Below are 15,338 nucleotides of genomic sequence, written 5' to 3'. Positions count from 1 at the left end.
TCCGTTTCCTCTGCTGAGGCTATGGTTATAATTTCTCATTTCCACACGCTGCTCAAACGCTTATGAATACAGCTTCTGACTATGACCTTCCCTGTGGAGGAGATGGCCTCCTATGACTACCAGACCGCCAAGGCCTATGTGCTGGAAGCCGGCGACTATGAGATCTCCATCCGCTCCGACTCCCACACCGTGATAGCTTCCGATACCTACACCGTAAACAGCACTGTGGTGTACGATGAGAGTAATCCCCGTAACTCCGACGATGTGGCCGCTACCAACCAGTTTGACGATGTCCACGGCTATGTAACCTACCTGTCCCGGGCCAATGGCTTTGCCAACTATGCGGAGGCCACCGCCGCTCCCGCCACTCTGGAGATGCCCGCCGACCAGGTGGCTACCTATGAGCTCAACGCAAATTACGACTACGAAAAGTACATTGACCCCAGCGATGAAATGCCCACCACCGGAGCTCAGAACGGCATGAAACTGGCTCAGCTGCGGGGCAAGGACTATGACGACCCCGACTGGGATAAGCTGCTGGATCAGCTGTCTGTCCAGGACATGCTGGATATGACCTCCCTGTGCGGCTATCAGACCCCCGCAGTGGAATCGGTCGGCAAGGTTCAGACCAACGACGCTGACGGCCCTGGCTCCATCAACAACAACTTCTCCGGAGCCGGTTCCTTGGGCTTCCCCTCCGTCTCCGTTATCGCCAGTACCTGGAGCAAGGACCTGGTCCATCAGTACGGCTACATTATGGGCAAGATGGCGAAGGAACTGGATGTAGCCGGCTGGTACGCCCCCGGCATGAATATCCACCGCTACCCCTTCGGCGGCCGAAACTATGAGTACTACTCCGAGGACCCCATCCTCACCGGACTGCTGACCGGCAACGCTGTGGCCGGCGCCGCCAGCGAGGGCGTCTACGCCTACATCAAGCACCTGGCTCTGTACGATGGCAACTACAAGATGGTATGTATCTGGTCCAACGAGCAGGCAATTCGAGAGATTTACCTCAAGCCCTTTGAGATCTGTGTCAAGCAGTTCGGCGCCAACGCCGTCATGGCCTCCTGGAACTATCTGGGCACTACCTGGGCCGGTGAGTCCAGCGCCATGATGAACACCGTCCTCCGGGATGAGTGGGGCTTCCGCGGCATGGTGGAGTCCGATTACTTCCGTGACAATGGCCACGGCTTCATGAACGCGGACGCCGCTCTGGCAAACGGTATGGACGCCATGCTGTCCACCTACGGAGCGGGCCCCAACCTGCCTCACGACGCCGCCAACCCCAGCGCCAGTACTGTCAAGTATCTGCGTACCGCCTGTAAAAACATCATGTATGTCGTGGTGAACAGCTGGGAGTATGAGACTGACGTAAACGTGGGCGGTATGCCCAGCTGGCAGAAGATGGCGATTGGTATCGATGTGGCCGCTGGCGTGGTTCTGGCTGCTCTGGAAGCTCTGATCATCAAAACGTACAGCAAGAAATCCAAGAAGGAGCAGTAAAGCCCATTATGAGCTGATACTTTTCTATCCTCCCCTTTTCATGGCAATCGCCGGACCCCAGGGTCCGGCGATTGCCGAATATAGGCAGGATGAAACAATAAGAGACGAAAGGACGAGACGTTTTGAAACATCAGAATATTATTTCTAAAATGACCCTGGAGGAGAAGTGCTACCTCTTTTCTGGAAAGGACTTTTGGCAGACCCGCAGTGTGGAGCGGCTGGGCATCCCCAATATGATGCTCTCCGACGGTCCTCACGGGGTCCGGAAACAGGAGGGGGCCGGGGATCAGCTGGGTCTCAACGGCTCCGTTCCCGCCACCTGTTTCCCCACCGCCGCCACCATCGCCAACTCCTGGGACCCTGCTCTGGGCGAGGAGATCGGCGAGTGTCTGGGCGAGGAAGCCGCTTCCCAGGGCGTGGGCGTCCTGCTGGGCCCCGGCCTGAATATCAAGCGGTCCCCCCTGTGCGGTCGCAACTTTGAATATTTCTCTGAGGACCCCTACCTGGCCGGAAAAATAACCGCTGGGTACGTCCGGGGCATCCAGAAAAACGGCATCTCCGCCTGCCCGAAGCACTTCGCCTGCAACTCCCAGGAGCTGCGCCGCATGGCTTCTGATTCCATCCTGGATGAGCGCACCTTCCGGGAGATCTACCTCACTGGCTTTGAGATCGCCGTGAAAGAGTCCCACCCCAAGTCCATCATGTCCTCCTACAACCGGATCAACGGGGTCTATGCCAACGAGAACTGGCATCTGCTCCAGGAGATTTTGCGGGACGAGTTTAGCTTTGACGGCTTTGTGGTCTCCGACTGGGGTGCCTCCAACGACCATGTGGAGGGCGTTCGCAACGGCTCCCACCTGGAGATGCCCACCACCGGCGGCGACTCTGATCTGGAGCTGGTAGAGGCGGTGAAGTCCGGCCGGCTCAGCGAGGAGGAGCTGGACAAGCGGGTGGACGAGCTGCTGGACGTGATCCTACCTGTCACTGCAGCGGTCAAAAAGTATGAGGGCAAACCCTTCGATGTGGATGCCCACCACAAGATGGCCGCCAAGGCAGCAGGGGAATCCATCGTCCTGCTGAAGAACGAGGGCGGTATCCTGCCCTTGAAGAAGGGGACCAAGGTCGCCGTCATCGGCGAGTTTGCCCAGAAGGCCCGGTATCAGGGTGCGGGTTCCTCTGTGGTCAACCCCACCAAGCTGGATCACACCATGGACATCATCAAGAACTACGACCTGAATGTTGTGGGCTTTGAGGCTGGCTATCCCCGCAGCGGCAAGGGCGACCCCGCCATGCGGACCAAGGCGGTGGAGCTGGCCAAACAGGCGGACGTAGTTCTATTGTACATCGGCCTGGATGAGATCAGCGAGTCCGAGGGCCTGGACCGTGCCCACATGAAGCTGCCCCAGAGCCAAGTGGACCTGATCGAAGCGGTCAGCGCGGTCAACTCCAACATAGTAGCGGTCATGTCCGCCGGCTCCTCTGTGGAAATGCCCTGGCTGGATAAGTGCAAGGCCCTCATTCACGGTTATCTCTGCGGCCAGGCGGGAGCGGGAGCCATGCTCCAGGCCATCCTGGGAGAGATTAACCCCTCTGGAAAGCTGGCGGAAAGCTATCCATTGAAATATGAGGATGTCTCCTCCGCTCCCTATTTCCCTGCCAAGCAGCGCACCGCTGAGTACCGGGAGGGCCTGTTCGTGGGCTACCGTTACTTTGAGACCGCCAATATCCCTGTTCTGTTCCCATTTGGCTACGGACTGAGCTACACCACTTTTGAGTACTCCGATTTGAAAGTTTCTGATAAAGAAGCGACCTTTACTATCACGAACACTGGAAAGGTAAACGGCGCGGAAGTGGCCCAGCTCTACGTCTCCAAGCAAGATGCCAGGGTCTTCCGCCCTGCCAAGGAGTTGAAAGGCTTTACAAAGGTCTTCCTGAAAACTGGCGAGAGCAAAACCGTCACTATCCCCCTGGACGACAAGGCGTTCCGGTACTTCAATGTTAAGACCAACAAGTTCGAGGTGGAGGGCGGCGAATACCTGGTCCTCATCGGCGCTTCCGCGGCGGATATCAAGCTATCCGGTGCTGTGACAATGGCTGGGACAGATGCCCCCAACCCCTATGATGCCAAGGCGCTGGCCGACTACTACACCGGCAGTGTCAAGGCCGTGTCCGACCGGCAGTTTGAGGAACTTTTGGGCCATCCCATCCCCGACGGCAGCTGGAGCGGTACCCTGGACATGAACGATGCCATCTGCCAGATGTACTACGCCAAGAGTTGGCCCGCCCGGCAGGTGTACAAGATCATGACCAACATGCTCAATAAGAGCATCGCTAAAGGCACTCCAGATCTGAACATCACCTTCATCTACAACATGCCCTTTCGGGGTATCGCCAAAATGGCGGGTGGTATGTGTACTATGGAGATGGCCGAGGGCATCCTTACCATCGTAAATGGCCGCTTCTTCAAGGGAGCAGTCCGAGTGATTGGCGGCTTTTTCCGCTCAGGCAAGAAGCGCAAGGCCGCTGCGGCCATCAAATAAGGAGGAAGCGCTATGAGTAATTTCGCGGAAAAGCACCCCAAGGCGGCCCAATGGATTCGCGAGGGCGGGCTGTTTCTCGTTTTCAGCTATGTGGTGACCTTTCTCAAATACCTGATGCTGCAATTCCTGCCCAGTCTGTTCTCTGCTTATGCCAATGTGGGCTGGACCTGGCCTGGTATCCCGGTGACCTTGTTCGGAGTGGAGTTTGAACTGGCTGTCCTGGGCAACACCGTGGCGGCGGGTGGCCTGGCCTTCACACTGGCCAACTACACCTCCATTTTCCTGGGCGAGTGCGTCAACTTCCCCCTCCAGCGCAATGTTACCTTCAAGAGCCATGGCCCCCTGGTTCCTCAGATTCTCGGTCACTTGGCGGGCACCATCGCCGTTATGCTGGTGATGAATCTGTTCACCTGTGTGTGGAACCCCCTGGCTTCCCACTTCGGCATTCCGGACTTCCTGTTTAATATTGTCACTACCGTGGTCACTGGCGGCGTGGCTATGGTCATCATTTTTGCCGTTGACAAAACCATTTTTGCCCCCGGATTTGGAGAAAAAGGCTGAAAAATGCTTTTACATTTCAAGCAAAAGAGTTACAAAAACACGGCGGCTTTGATCGATGAAAGCCGCCGTGTTCATATATCAGAGAGGCCTACTTCTGTTCCGCCAAGTCCTTCAGCACAGCACACAGCAACCGCACACAGGGCTGGACAGAGTCAATGACGGTAAATTCTTTTTCGCTGTGAATCAAGGCACCATGGGGCCCAAAACCGTCGCCGCAGATATTGCCGCACTGAGACAGATGATTCGCATCAGACAGACCGCCTCGATCCTGTTCGTTAAATTCGATGTTCAGTTTTTGGGCGATATCTCTTATATGCGCAATGTGCTTCAAGGAAGCAGGGGTCTTGGTCCAAGCTGCCGCCGCTTCATGCGACACGATCTCCACCTGAACGCCGGGGACAAAGGGAGCACTTTGGATAAGCCTATTGATCTCTCGCGCAAGACGTTCCCGCTCTGAGTCCTTCTTAAAACGCATTTCCACCCAGATCTCAGCGAAGTCGGCCACTACATTGGCGGCGGTCCCTCCTTTCGCGATACCCACATTGACGGTGGTATTCTCTTTGCGATTGGACAAGCCCATTAGTTTTACAATGTAGTGGCCCATCTCCAGCACAGCGGAGGCATTCTCCATCTCAAACATATAGCCCGCATGGGCCGCCTGCCCATGGAAGCGGATTACATAGTGCATTCGACCTTTTCTGGCAAAGCAGTGGCAGTTGTGATCATCGCAGGACTCCATAACATAGATAAAGCTGCTTCGGGAGCCAATCTCATCCAGCTTTTCCTGGGAGTAAATACTGCCGATTTCCTCGTCAGGGCTGTAGACCATGCAGATGTTCAGTTTTTCCAGTATGCTGGAACTTAGATGCTTTGCCACCTGAAACATCGCCGCATCACCATTTTTCATATCGCCCGCACCAGGTCCATAGGCACGGACTCCATCGGAAGAAAACGGGCGCTGGGCTACCGTGCCGTCTGGGTAGACAGTGTCCATATGTCCCACAAACATCACATCATAGTGGTCTGCTGGGCGGTTGCTGATCTCCAGCAAATTACCTGTCTGCGGTCCTAGATTATGGCGCTGGATATACCAGCCCAACTCCCGATACCACGTCTCCAGCTGATCCGCCACCCGATTGATTCCGGCGGCATTGTAAGAACCGCTCTCAATATTCACCAACGTCTTTAATTGCTCGATATACTCTTCTTGATCTACGGTTACCATGTCTGTTCCCTGCCCTTTTTAGATTCAGCCCATCAGCTTAATCAAGGTCAACATATAATACTCCACAGACTGGAGATAATCGGTAATGACGATCTTCTCGTTGGGCTTTGTTCCCTCGTTGTACTCGTCTCCCGCTCCCCAGTTGGGCATAAGGATGCCGTTATGACCGAATATCGTTGCGGCGTCAGAGCCGCCGTGCCGCCGCAGCAGTTGGGCTGGCCGACCGGTGACCTCCTCATAGGCGGTGCAGCAGGCCTTGACCACGTCGGAATCCTCCGGGATATCCAGGACCGGCCGGTCAGAGATTGTCTCGATGGTATAGTCCATCTCCGTGTCATTTTCCTTCAGCGCGTCCAGAAGTCCCCGGATCTCGGCCTCCACCTGCTCGTGGGTCTGCCCTGGAACAAGGCGGTAGTCAATGGAGAATTTGCTCTGCGCCGCATGGACGTTGGTAGCGTTGCCCGCGTGCAGGGTGGTAACAGACAGAGAGGCGCAGTCATAGTGCGGGTCCTTTCTGCCGCGGACCACATCTCGGTGGGCGTGGAGAGCGTTGATGGCAATGACCGATTTTTCCAGCGCGTTTTTACTGGTGTGCTCCCGGGAGGAGGATTCAGCCGAGGCAGTATAGGTGATCCATGCCCGATAGATTCCGCTGTGGCCCACCAGGATATGTCCACGGGTTGGTTCCATGCAGATTCCAAAGTCTCCGTTGAGCAGTTCCTGCTTCACCAGCCATTTGACGCCGTAGCGTCCGCCGATTTCCTCATCGCACATATAGCTGAGAAGAATGCTTCCCTTTGGATCAAATCCCATCCGCTTCAATATAGTCACAGCCATAAGGGCGGCGGCGTCTCCGCCCTTCATATCGGCGGCCCCCCGGCCATAGATATGAGTATCCGTCACCTTGCCGGAGAAAGGCCCGTAGATCCCCGGGTCCCCCTCAGTGGGAGGGAACGTGTCCATATGTCCGTTGAAAATAAACCGCTTCCCGGGCTGGGAACCAAACCACTCGGCTAAAACGTTGGGGTGTTCCTCCGATATCCCATGGATCTGAGGCTCAAGACCGGCCCTCTCGATCCATTTGCAGAATACCTTGCTGACAGGGACTTCCTCTCCTGTCATACTGGGTGTCTGGAGCAGCTCCACCAGGCAGTCAATGATCTCCTGTTTGGCATTCTCTACTGCGCTGTGGACTTCTTTTGCTGTGAACATAACAATACCTCCTATGAATTAGAAATGAGGGCAAAGGACAATGCCTTTGCCCTCATGGGGGAGAATTAAACTACAGAAAATGCTATGAAAGCAACAGTTTATTCTTTCATCAACCCAAGGCCGATGTTCCATGCCTGTGCCACTTTTTCTCCGGTCGAATAATATCCATTTTGGAACTGTTCAAACATCAATGCTTTGAGTTTCAACGGGTCTACTTTTCCGTTATCCCCAAGTACAGCTTCTTCGGCTTTGACATTGACGATTTTTCCAACAACGCCTGAGACATATTCCGTGTCGAGCATTTCCAGCAGCTCACATTCCATCACAACAGGAAACTCTTCGATGATGGGAGCGTGTACCCTGTCGCTTTTGACGGCGTGATACCCGGTCCGCTCAAATTTATCGTCCATCTTATTGCCAGAGGCAATGCCAAAGAAATCCGCAACATCCACATGTGCCTCATCTGCGAGAGCGACCGTAAAAGCCCTGCTCTCCTTGATATTCAGCCAAGTCTTTTTGCCCTCGCCAATAAAGAGGACGATCTTATCCCTGCTGCAAATCTGACCCCACGCAACATTCATGACATTGACCTTTTCGCTTTTGTCATAAGCCGCCACCATCAAGACTGGCATTGGATAGACCGCTGGCAGTACTCCCAAGTCTTTTTTCATTTTATTTCCCTCCGTGGATAGACGTTGTTAAAATTAGAATGCAGTCAATTAAAGCAGATTGACAAATACACCGGCGATGACCACGGATGCGATAGAGACCGACGCAATGCCGCCTAGGATAATTTTGGGCATGAACACGCTCTCAATATAGGAAGTTTCCTCCGGAGTTTCGCCAATCGCTCTGGCCACGTCATTTGTAATAATGCTGTTGATGGGGAAGCCCATGAACATATTGGAGGCGATAGCGATTGCCATGTACTTGGACATTCCAAAGAAGCGGGACACAAGGCCGCTGACCACGGAAGCAACAATGGCGGCGGTACCCAGTGTAGCGAGGAGAGAGACAAAATTCTGGAGCACCATTTCAACTGTGGCGTTGCCCAGGTTCTTGATCAGGTTGAAAGAGGCGCAGGTCATCAGGAAGCCGTAAGCGCCGGACTTGGTCCAGGGGTCCGCGTCCAGGATGCCGAAGTGAGACAGGACCATGCCCAAAATCACGCAGAGGATGGTGGCGTTGATGTAGCCGCCCGTCAAGGGCTTGCTGTAGTTGGCCAGCCATGCGGCCACGGCGCCCACCAGGAAGGTGATGAACAGATAGTAGGTGGAGCTCTTATACCGCTTGGGGATCTTGTCGCACAGCTTCTGCTTGCCCTTGCTTGTACTGGCGGTTGTGGTGATAGTAATGCCGTTGCGGTAATCAGCAATCAGGGTCCGGGCCTCGTGGGACAGCGCCCAGTTCATGATCGGCATGCCAACCAGGCTTTGGAACGCCTGGATCATGGCTACCAGGACCGCCAGCTCGGTGAGACCCAGAGCGGAAGCCTGATCGATCATCAGATTGGCGGCGATGGCGCCGCCGGCAATGATGGGAATGGAGACGATCGCGGTGCCTCTGCCGAAGATGGTGCCGCAGATCCCAAAGACGCCGATGCCCATGGCCAGCAGGGCGACCAGGGTAATTGCCACGACCCTCCAGTCGCGCTTCAGCTGCTCAAAATCAAAGGTACTGCCGATTTGGACCATGATAGCGGCCATGGCAATCAGGTAGACCTGGTCAAATTTGGCGGTCTGTACAATGTCTGTGGGAAGGAAGGTCCAATAGCCGAGCAGGAACAGGATGGCCATCAGGAGCATGGAGGGGATGCGGGATTTTGATTTCAGCGAGACGGCATCACAGAAGAAACGCAGGCCAAGACAGATAGCAATTGCCGCTTCGAACCCAATGTTTAATTTTTCCATTTAATTTCACCCTCAACCTATTTTTATTGTTCTGGGGAGGTAATCTTTTTCAAGCGGGATAGGGCCTCAGCGAGCACGGAGCGGGGGCAGGCCAGATTCATCCGAACAAAGTTCGCTCCGGACGCTCCGAATGCCCCGCCATCTTCGATCCAGACACCCTGGCGCAGCGCTTCTTGATAGAAGGCGTCTCCGTTCATATTCATGCCCCGGACATTGATCCATGCCAAATAGAGGCATTCCGGCTGCGTAAGGCGGAGCTGCGGCATATTGTCCTGAAGGAACTGGTTCAGGAAGCAGAAATTGTCCCATATATAGGCAACCAGCTCGTCGACCCAGCGATCTCCATAAGTATACATCGCCTCCACGGCGCAAACACTGAGCGGGTCAATACCGGTCTGCCCAAATTCCTTTGCCACCTTGCCATACCGGGCGCGCAGTTCCGGATTGGAAATGATGGTGTTGGAGGTTTTCAGTCCAGCGCAGTTAAAGGTCTTGCTGGGGGCCGTGCAGGTAACACAGAAATCTGCGAAAGAGGGGTCTGCCGCCGCAAAGGGGATGAACTGATAGCCTTTAAAGATAAAATCATGGTGAATTTCGTCTGAGACAACGATGACACCGTGTTTTTTGCAAATCTCACCCAAACTGCGCAGTTCCTCCGCCGTCCATACACGGTTCACCGGGTTATGGGGATTACAGAAGATAAACAGCTTGATGTGATGATCTACGATCTGGCGCTCGAAGTCCTCCAGATCCATAACATAGCCGTCCGGCTGTTCTACCAGAGGACTTTCCACCACCTGGCGTCCCATCAGATTGATGATCTCCATGAACATGTAGTACACCGGAGTCTGGACTAAAACTCCGTCGCCTGGGTCCGTGAATGCCGTTACAGCCGTTTTCAACGCTGGAATGATGCCAGGGGCAACCTGAATCCATTCCGGCTGGATCTTCCAGTTATGCCGGCGGTCCATCCATCCCACTACGGCGTTCCGGTAACTCTGCGGCAGAGAGGTGTAACCGAAAATTCCATGTTCCACCCGCTTTTTCAGTGCATCGATTACTTCGGGTGCGGTTTGAAAGTCCATGTCGGCGATCCACATGGGGATGGTATCCGCCGGAGCCCCCTCCGGCGGTGTACCATATTTCATCCGGCTGGTGCCGGAGGGATCAATAATTTGATCAAAATTATACATATCCACGTCCCCCGCTTACCAAGGCACCCGGGTACCCATGGTATCGCACTCGAGCCACTCAGGGGGAAGGAACTGCAGGGGCTGCTGGTAGGACTCCAGCTTGCTGAACACGATGCGGCCGTCCCGCATGACCATGCTCAGGTTCCGCAGATCACGGATGTTCTGGTCCGGCTTGCCCTTGATGGCCAGAATATCGGCGGACAGGCCAACCTTCAGGCGGCCGGTCTTGTCGGCGATCTCGCACAGGTCGGCGCTGTTGCCAGTGGCCGCCTGCAAAGCCTGCAAGGGGGTCAGGCCGGCCTCTACCAGCATCTCACACTCATAGGTGGTGGCGGGGGTGTCGTCAAACAGGTCGGTGGGCAGGGTGTCGGTGCCGGTGCAGATCTTCTCTGCGCCCCGCTTGGCGATAACCTTGGCGATGCTCTCCACATGGATCTGGTGCACGTCCCGGAGGCGCTGCACCACGAAGGGAGAGATGGCGCCCAGCCAGGCCGGATCGCTGTGGTTCGCGTCGGTGACGGTCAGGGTGGGCACCAGCCAGCGGTCGTTGTCCACCAGCATCTGTACCGTCTCATCGTTCATGTAGTAGCAGTGCTCCAGGGAGTCCACACCCACCCGGATGGCGGACTGGATGGCCACATCGTTGCTCAGATGGGCGGCCACCTTCTTGTGGTGCATATGGGCCACCTTACAAGCAGCGGCACCCTCCTCGTCGGTGATGTGGGCGGTGAACATATTGGCCCCTGCTGCGTCGCTGGCGCCGCCGGAGTAGAACAGCTTGATCTGGTCCACACCATCGTTAATCTGGCTGCGGACAGCCTCCATAAACTGGGCCTCACCAGAGCACTCCAGAGAACCGAGCTGATGGTTGGCGTGGCCGCCGTGGGGCAGAATGGCCTTGCCGCAGGTCACCAGGCGGGGGCCCCACAGCATCTTTTTGCCCAGCGCCTTGCGGATGGCCACATCGATCCCGTGAGAGTCGCCGCAGCCGCGGATGCAGGTCACACCTTTCAGCAGGGCCTCCATGTGGTGGCGCAGATAGATCAGGGTCCGGTAAGGCGTGCCGTAGGGGTCGCACTTGAACTGGTAGCGAGGGGACGTCGCTCTCAGGTGGACGTGGACGTTGAACATGCCGGGCATCAGAGTGTAGCCGGTGCCGTCCACCACCTGCTCCTCCGGCTGGGGGACCAGCTGGCACTCCGCCTTGGAGCCCACATACAGGATGCTGCTGTCTTCCTCCACTTTCTCCGGAGCACTGACCACCAGGCAGCCGTCCTCGATGGCAGGATTTCCGTCACCGTCTACAATGCGAACATTAGTAAGAAAAATGCGCTTCATTGCTGTTTACCTCCTGATTCTCTATTCCTTGTCTATTTATTAGTTCGTCTAACTAACTAACTTGCCCATAGGATATCACTTTGAGGCTCACAAAGCAATCCGCAGAATAGACAAAATAATTTATTTAAAATTGGCTATTATCTACAATCGAAGTGCATCTATGTTTTGATTGCATTTTTTGCAAATCGTGCTAAAATAGGGCATATACATCACGAGAAGGAGGCCCACCCCATCAATGCAAGGCAAGGATGCTAAGTTTAAGGAATTATCTGATGCTATGGCGGAATTTCTGGATTTGTATGCCTATTCCGGAGACACGGTCTATCGGGATTATGGCAATGGTGATCCAGTCACTATGACCCAGGTCCATATGCTGGGCACCATCGAGGATAAGCCAGGGATTACCGCAACGGAGTTGTCCCGGCTGAAGCGCAGGAAAAAAAGTTCGATTTCCCAAGTTCTCTCCGTTCTGACAGAGAAAGGGTATATTCAGCGTATTGTAGATGAACGTGATTCAAAGAAATACTGCTTGTATGTGACTGAGAAAGGTCATGAGCTCTGCAAGCTGCACTGTCAGTACGATATCGAATCTATGTCGAAGACCTATCAGAAACTTCAACTGCATTGCACAGAAGAGGAATTGGATCATTTTTCTAAGGTCCTGCGTGTATATATTCAAGTTCGGAAAGAGCAGCTTGGTTTACAGTAAATCGTTGTCCCCCATATAACGCTTTCGCGGCGTTATATGGGGGACATACTTTTTCTTATACTGAAGGAATTGCTATTGACAAGTATCCGGCTCTGTGATACGCTGTATATTAGTTAGACTAACTAATATAATAAGAAGGAGTATGATAACAATGGCAAAACAGAAAATAGAAAGTGCGGACGCTCCCGCGGCGATTGGCCCCTATTCTCAGGCAGTCAGGAGCGGTGGATTCTTGTACGTCTCCGGCCAGCTTCCCATTGATGCGGCGAGCGGAACTATGCCCGAAACGATTCAGGCCCAGACTAAACAGAGTCTGGAGAACATCGCGTCGATTCTGAAAGCGGCGGGGCTCACGATGGACAATGTGGTCAAGACTACCGTCTTTCTGCAGAATATTGCGGACTTTGCCGCAATGAACGAGGTGTATGGCCAGTTTTTCTCAGGCGTCTACCCGGCCCGCGCCGCATTCCAGGTAGCGGCCCTGCCTAAGAGCGCACTGGTGGAAATCGAGGCTGTGGCCTGCGCCGACTGAGAAATTGGTTCAATAAGGAAAAGAAAGGACTGAAGCAAAATGGAAACCAGCCGGCTTGATTTTCTGTATTTGAGTGAGCCTGACATGATCAAGGCAGGCGTTATGGATATGGAGAAGTGCGTAGACGAGATGTGCGAGGTATACCGTGTCATGGGACAGGGCGACTACATCATGGGTGGCAGGAACGGAAACAGCCACGGTCAGCCGATCTTCTTCCCGGATAACCCCACCTGCCCTGGTATGCCGAAAAATGGGCCTGACCGCCGCTTCATGACAATGGAAGCCTACTTGGGCGGCAAATATCGGGTCTGCGGTGAAAAGTGGTACGGCTCGAATCGGGAAAACATGACCAAGGGATTGCCGCGGTCCATTTTGATGGTCATGCTGAATGATGCGGATACCGGCGCGCCACTCGCCCTGATGAGCGGTAATATGCTCAGCAACATGCGTACCGGAGCCATTCCTGGTGTTGGCGCACGGTATTTGGCGAAAAAAGATTCCAGGGTATGTGGTTTGGTAGGCGCTGGCGTAATTACTCGCCTGTCTTTCACCTCACTGGTCCAGTCCCTTCCCTGCTTGGAAGAGGTCAAGATTTATGATATCATCCCCGCCGCTTCGGAGCGGCTGGCTGGCTTTATCCGGGAGAATTACCCGCAGATCAAAAGCATCCGCATAGTGGATACACTTGAACAGGCGATTTGCGACAGTGATGTAGTTCACATTGCTACGTCGGGAAAGGATACTCCCATCATTCAGAGTGACTGGATCAAGGCGGGCGCTTATGTCAGCCTCCCTGCTAACATTCGGTTAGACCGGGACTTTGCGGCGAAACACTGTATGAAGGTAGTGGATAACTGGCTGACCTATGAGGCCTGGACCGATGAATTGACCTATCCGTATTCTGCAAACATTGCCCTTTTGGGCTGTATGCTGCTGGATATGGTGCATGACCAGGAACTTGACGTAGATGATATCATCAGCTTGGGAGACATCGTCACTGGGAAAAAACCGTGTCGTACCAGCGATGAAGAGATTGTTTTATTTGGTCAATTTGGATTACCCACTTATGATGTTGCTTGGGGCTGGCATTGCCTCCAGAATGCAAAGAAACAGGGGCTGGGTCAGAGTTTGAACTTATGGGAGACCCCCATGGGAGTCTAAAGTACCCTTGGTGTTGGGGATATCCTTGTTTTGCACAATGCCAGAGCAGTTCAAGAACAGATTCTGAAGTAACCTCCGGCTCTACAAGGTGTTATAGAACTTGACCCTGCTGTTATTGTACCACAGGCATCTCATAGCCTGCTGGTTTTGCGAAATGAACTAAGCAGACCCACTATAAATCGTCTGCAAATCTTATAATACGAGGTGTTCTATTATGATCACTGTAGAAGAAATTAAGCAGGTAGTAGCCGCAAATCGAGAGGAAGCCATTACGCTTCTGGTGGAAGCTCTTCAATCCCCCAGTCCTACCGGATATGAAGGCCCTATGGCTGAAACTATGCTTAAATGGCTGGACAAATTGAACATTGAAATCAACACTTATGAGTATGCGGAAGGACGTCCCAATATTATTGCCGAGTGGAAAGGCAGCCAGCCAGGCAAACGCTTTCTGTTCAATGGCCATATGGATGTTTTTCCACCCAACGATGGTGACAACGGGCTGTATGGTCCTTGGTCCGGCAAGATTGTAGATGGCATCGCTTACGGTCGCGGCGCTTGTGATATGAAGAGCGGAGACTGTGCTGCCTATATGGCAGTAAAACTCCTTAAGCAGATGGGCTTTGATCCGAAAGGCAGTATTGTCCTCAATTATGTTGTAGACGAAGAAAATGGCGCCGGTATGGGTACAAAGGCACTGGTCAACGATGGATTGCTGAAGGCCGACATCGGTATCAGCATGGAGCCTTCCGATGGAATGATTAAGCTGGCGCACGGCGGTGTTCGTTTTGCTGGACTGAAGATTTATGGCGATGGCGGCCCAGCAGCTGTTCCTCTGCATGAGAACAAATTTGGCAGACAAGACGCTGGGCAGAAGTCAGTTCCCGCTCTAAAGGCTCTTTATGAACTGCGAGACCATATCTTCGCGACGCAAAAAGCTCAGAACTCCATTACACCCATTTTGTCTGTTACGACCATCAGAGCTGGCGAGGCCACGAACCTTTGCCCCAGCGAGGTAAATCTAACCATTGACCGCCGCTATCTCCCAGGCGAGAGCGTGGAAATGGTGGACGAGGAAATTATCGCCGCAATGGAAGCAGTCAAGAAGGAAGATCCTACGTTCACTTATGAATATATCCGAAACGGACATATGCCCCCCTATTCTATCGACGAGGACGGCTACATGGTAAAAATCATGGACCAGGCTTATGAGGAACTGTTCGGTGAGAAACCCGGCCACTTCCGCAAAATGGGCGGCACAGATGCCTCCTATATCCGAGCGGATTGCGGAGTAGACATGCCTTGGGCCGGTCCCGGTGCGCATGACAACGGTCCTGCAACTCCCAACGAGAGCGTACCTGTTGACCAGTATCTCAATTTCATACAGTGGTATATGTACGTTCTGGTAAAGACGATGGGGTGATTTCGTTTAGACTATCATATTTTTGAAAACT

At 53.9% G+C, this 15,338-nt stretch carries 13 protein-coding genes; 7 read left to right on the top strand and 6 right to left on the bottom strand.

Going from position 1 to position 15,338, the window contains the following annotated elements; all coding sequences use genetic code 11:
• Positions 1-102: 102 nt before the first annotated feature.
• The 3 genes from D1646_RS14245 to D1646_RS14235 all read left to right on the top strand — a co-directional run bounded on the left by D1646_RS14245 (position 103) and on the right by D1646_RS14235 (position 4,607).
• Entirely contained in the window at positions 103-1,506 is a 1,404-nt protein-coding gene (locus tag D1646_RS14245; protein WP_243154186.1) for a glycoside hydrolase family 3 N-terminal domain-containing protein, read from the top strand.
• 122 nt (positions 1,507-1,628) lie between these two features.
• Entirely contained in the window at positions 1,629-4,046 is a 2,418-nt protein-coding gene (locus tag D1646_RS14240) for a glycoside hydrolase family 3 C-terminal domain-containing protein (protein ID WP_243154185.1), read from the top strand.
• A gap of 12 nt (positions 4,047-4,058) precedes the next feature.
• Positions 4,059-4,607 (top strand): hypothetical protein, encoded by a 549-nt coding sequence (locus tag D1646_RS14235; protein ID WP_160637098.1) that lies wholly within the window; start codon positions 4,059-4,061, stop codon positions 4,605-4,607.
• An 88-nt stretch (positions 4,608-4,695) separates the two neighbouring features.
• Here the strand turns inward: D1646_RS14235 and D1646_RS14230 are convergent, their stop codons facing one another.
• The 6 genes from D1646_RS14230 to D1646_RS14205 all read right to left on the bottom strand — a co-directional run bounded on the left by D1646_RS14230 (position 4,696) and on the right by D1646_RS14205 (position 11,485).
• Positions 4,696-5,832: a M20 family metallopeptidase gene (locus tag D1646_RS14230; protein WP_160637097.1), complete on the bottom strand. Its 1,137-nt coding sequence runs from the start codon at positions 5,830-5,832 to the stop codon at positions 4,696-4,698.
• Positions 5,833-5,856: 24 nt separating this feature from the next.
• Complete coding sequence (locus D1646_RS14225; protein WP_160637096.1) at positions 5,857-7,044, bottom strand: M20/M25/M40 family metallo-hydrolase; 1,188 nt, start codon at positions 7,042-7,044, stop codon at positions 5,857-5,859.
• A gap of 98 nt (positions 7,045-7,142) precedes the next feature.
• Entirely contained in the window at positions 7,143-7,715 is a 573-nt protein-coding gene (locus D1646_RS14220; protein ID WP_160637095.1) for a flavin reductase family protein, read from the bottom strand.
• Between the two features lie 48 nt (positions 7,716-7,763).
• A complete protein-coding gene (locus D1646_RS14215) occupies positions 7,764-8,954 on the bottom strand; it encodes a hypothetical protein (RefSeq protein ID WP_160637094.1) in 1,191 nt (396 codons plus the stop codon).
• A gap of 23 nt (positions 8,955-8,977) precedes the next feature.
• Positions 8,978-10,147: a MalY/PatB family protein gene (locus D1646_RS14210; protein WP_160637093.1), complete on the bottom strand. Its 1,170-nt coding sequence runs from the start codon at positions 10,145-10,147 to the stop codon at positions 8,978-8,980.
• A 15-nt stretch (positions 10,148-10,162) separates the two neighbouring features.
• Complete coding sequence (locus D1646_RS14205) at positions 10,163-11,485, bottom strand: amidohydrolase family protein (RefSeq protein ID WP_160637092.1); 1,323 nt, start codon at positions 11,483-11,485, stop codon at positions 10,163-10,165.
• A gap of 235 nt (positions 11,486-11,720) precedes the next feature.
• Here D1646_RS14205 and D1646_RS14200 point away from each other — a divergent pair, with 235 nt between their 5' ends.
• The 4 genes from D1646_RS14200 to D1646_RS14185 all read left to right on the top strand — a co-directional run bounded on the left by D1646_RS14200 (position 11,721) and on the right by D1646_RS14185 (position 15,307).
• On the top strand, positions 11,721-12,194 hold the full coding sequence (locus tag D1646_RS14200; protein ID WP_160637091.1) for a MarR family transcriptional regulator: 474 nt from the start codon (positions 11,721-11,723) through the stop codon (positions 12,192-12,194).
• A gap of 151 nt (positions 12,195-12,345) precedes the next feature.
• Positions 12,346-12,726 carry a RidA family protein gene (locus tag D1646_RS14195; RefSeq protein WP_160637090.1) on the top strand — a complete coding sequence of 127 codons (381 nt, stop codon included), beginning with the start codon at positions 12,346-12,348 and terminating at the stop codon, positions 12,724-12,726.
• 39 nt (positions 12,727-12,765) lie between these two features.
• Complete coding sequence (locus D1646_RS14190) at positions 12,766-13,887, top strand: tyramine oxidase subunit B (protein ID WP_160637089.1); 1,122 nt, start codon at positions 12,766-12,768, stop codon at positions 13,885-13,887.
• 214 nt (positions 13,888-14,101) lie between these two features.
• Positions 14,102-15,307, top strand: coding sequence for a M20/M25/M40 family metallo-hydrolase (locus tag D1646_RS14185; RefSeq protein ID WP_160637088.1), 1,206 nt, complete (start codon positions 14,102-14,104; stop codon positions 15,305-15,307).
• Positions 15,308-15,338 lie beyond the last annotated feature (31 nt).

Origin of the sequence: Pseudoflavonifractor sp. 60, from assembly GCF_009911645.1 — a bacterium.
In the GTDB taxonomy this organism is placed as follows: domain Bacteria; phylum Bacillota; class Clostridia; order Oscillospirales; family Oscillospiraceae; genus Lawsonibacter.
The sequence above is the reverse complement of the archived record's forward strand: the minus strand, read 5'-3'. Positions and strand labels throughout refer to the sequence as shown.

What these genes read in the sequence shown, in the direction of transcription:
- D1646_RS14245 (WP_243154186.1), top strand. Translation starts at nt 103, where the DNA reads ATGGCCTCCTATGACTACCAGACCGCCAAGGCCTATGTGCTGGAAGCC.
- D1646_RS14235 (WP_160637098.1), top strand. Translation starts at nt 4,059, where the DNA reads ATGAGTAATTTCGCGGAAAAGCACCCCAAGGCGGCCCAATGGATTCGC.
- D1646_RS14230 (WP_160637097.1), bottom strand. Translation starts at nt 5,832, where the DNA reads ATGGTAACCGTAGATCAAGAAGAGTATATCGAGCAATTAAAGACGTTG.
- D1646_RS14225 (WP_160637096.1), bottom strand. Translation starts at nt 7,044, where the DNA reads ATGTTCACAGCAAAAGAAGTCCACAGCGCAGTAGAGAATGCCAAACAG.
- D1646_RS14220 (WP_160637095.1), bottom strand. Translation starts at nt 7,715, where the DNA reads ATGAAAAAAGACTTGGGAGTACTGCCAGCGGTCTATCCAATGCCAGTC.
- D1646_RS14215 (WP_160637094.1), bottom strand. Translation starts at nt 8,954, where the DNA reads ATGGAAAAATTAAACATTGGGTTCGAAGCGGCAATTGCTATCTGTCTT.
- D1646_RS14210 (WP_160637093.1), bottom strand. Translation starts at nt 10,147, where the DNA reads ATGTATAATTTTGATCAAATTATTGATCCCTCCGGCACCAGCCGGATG.
- D1646_RS14205 (WP_160637092.1), bottom strand. Translation starts at nt 11,485, where the DNA reads ATGAAGCGCATTTTTCTTACTAATGTTCGCATTGTAGACGGTGACGGA.
- D1646_RS14200 (WP_160637091.1), top strand. Translation starts at nt 11,721, where the DNA reads ATGCAAGGCAAGGATGCTAAGTTTAAGGAATTATCTGATGCTATGGCG.
- D1646_RS14195 (WP_160637090.1), top strand. Translation starts at nt 12,346, where the DNA reads ATGGCAAAACAGAAAATAGAAAGTGCGGACGCTCCCGCGGCGATTGGC.
- D1646_RS14190 (WP_160637089.1), top strand. Translation starts at nt 12,766, where the DNA reads ATGGAAACCAGCCGGCTTGATTTTCTGTATTTGAGTGAGCCTGACATG.
- D1646_RS14185 (WP_160637088.1), top strand. Translation starts at nt 14,102, where the DNA reads ATGATCACTGTAGAAGAAATTAAGCAGGTAGTAGCCGCAAATCGAGAG.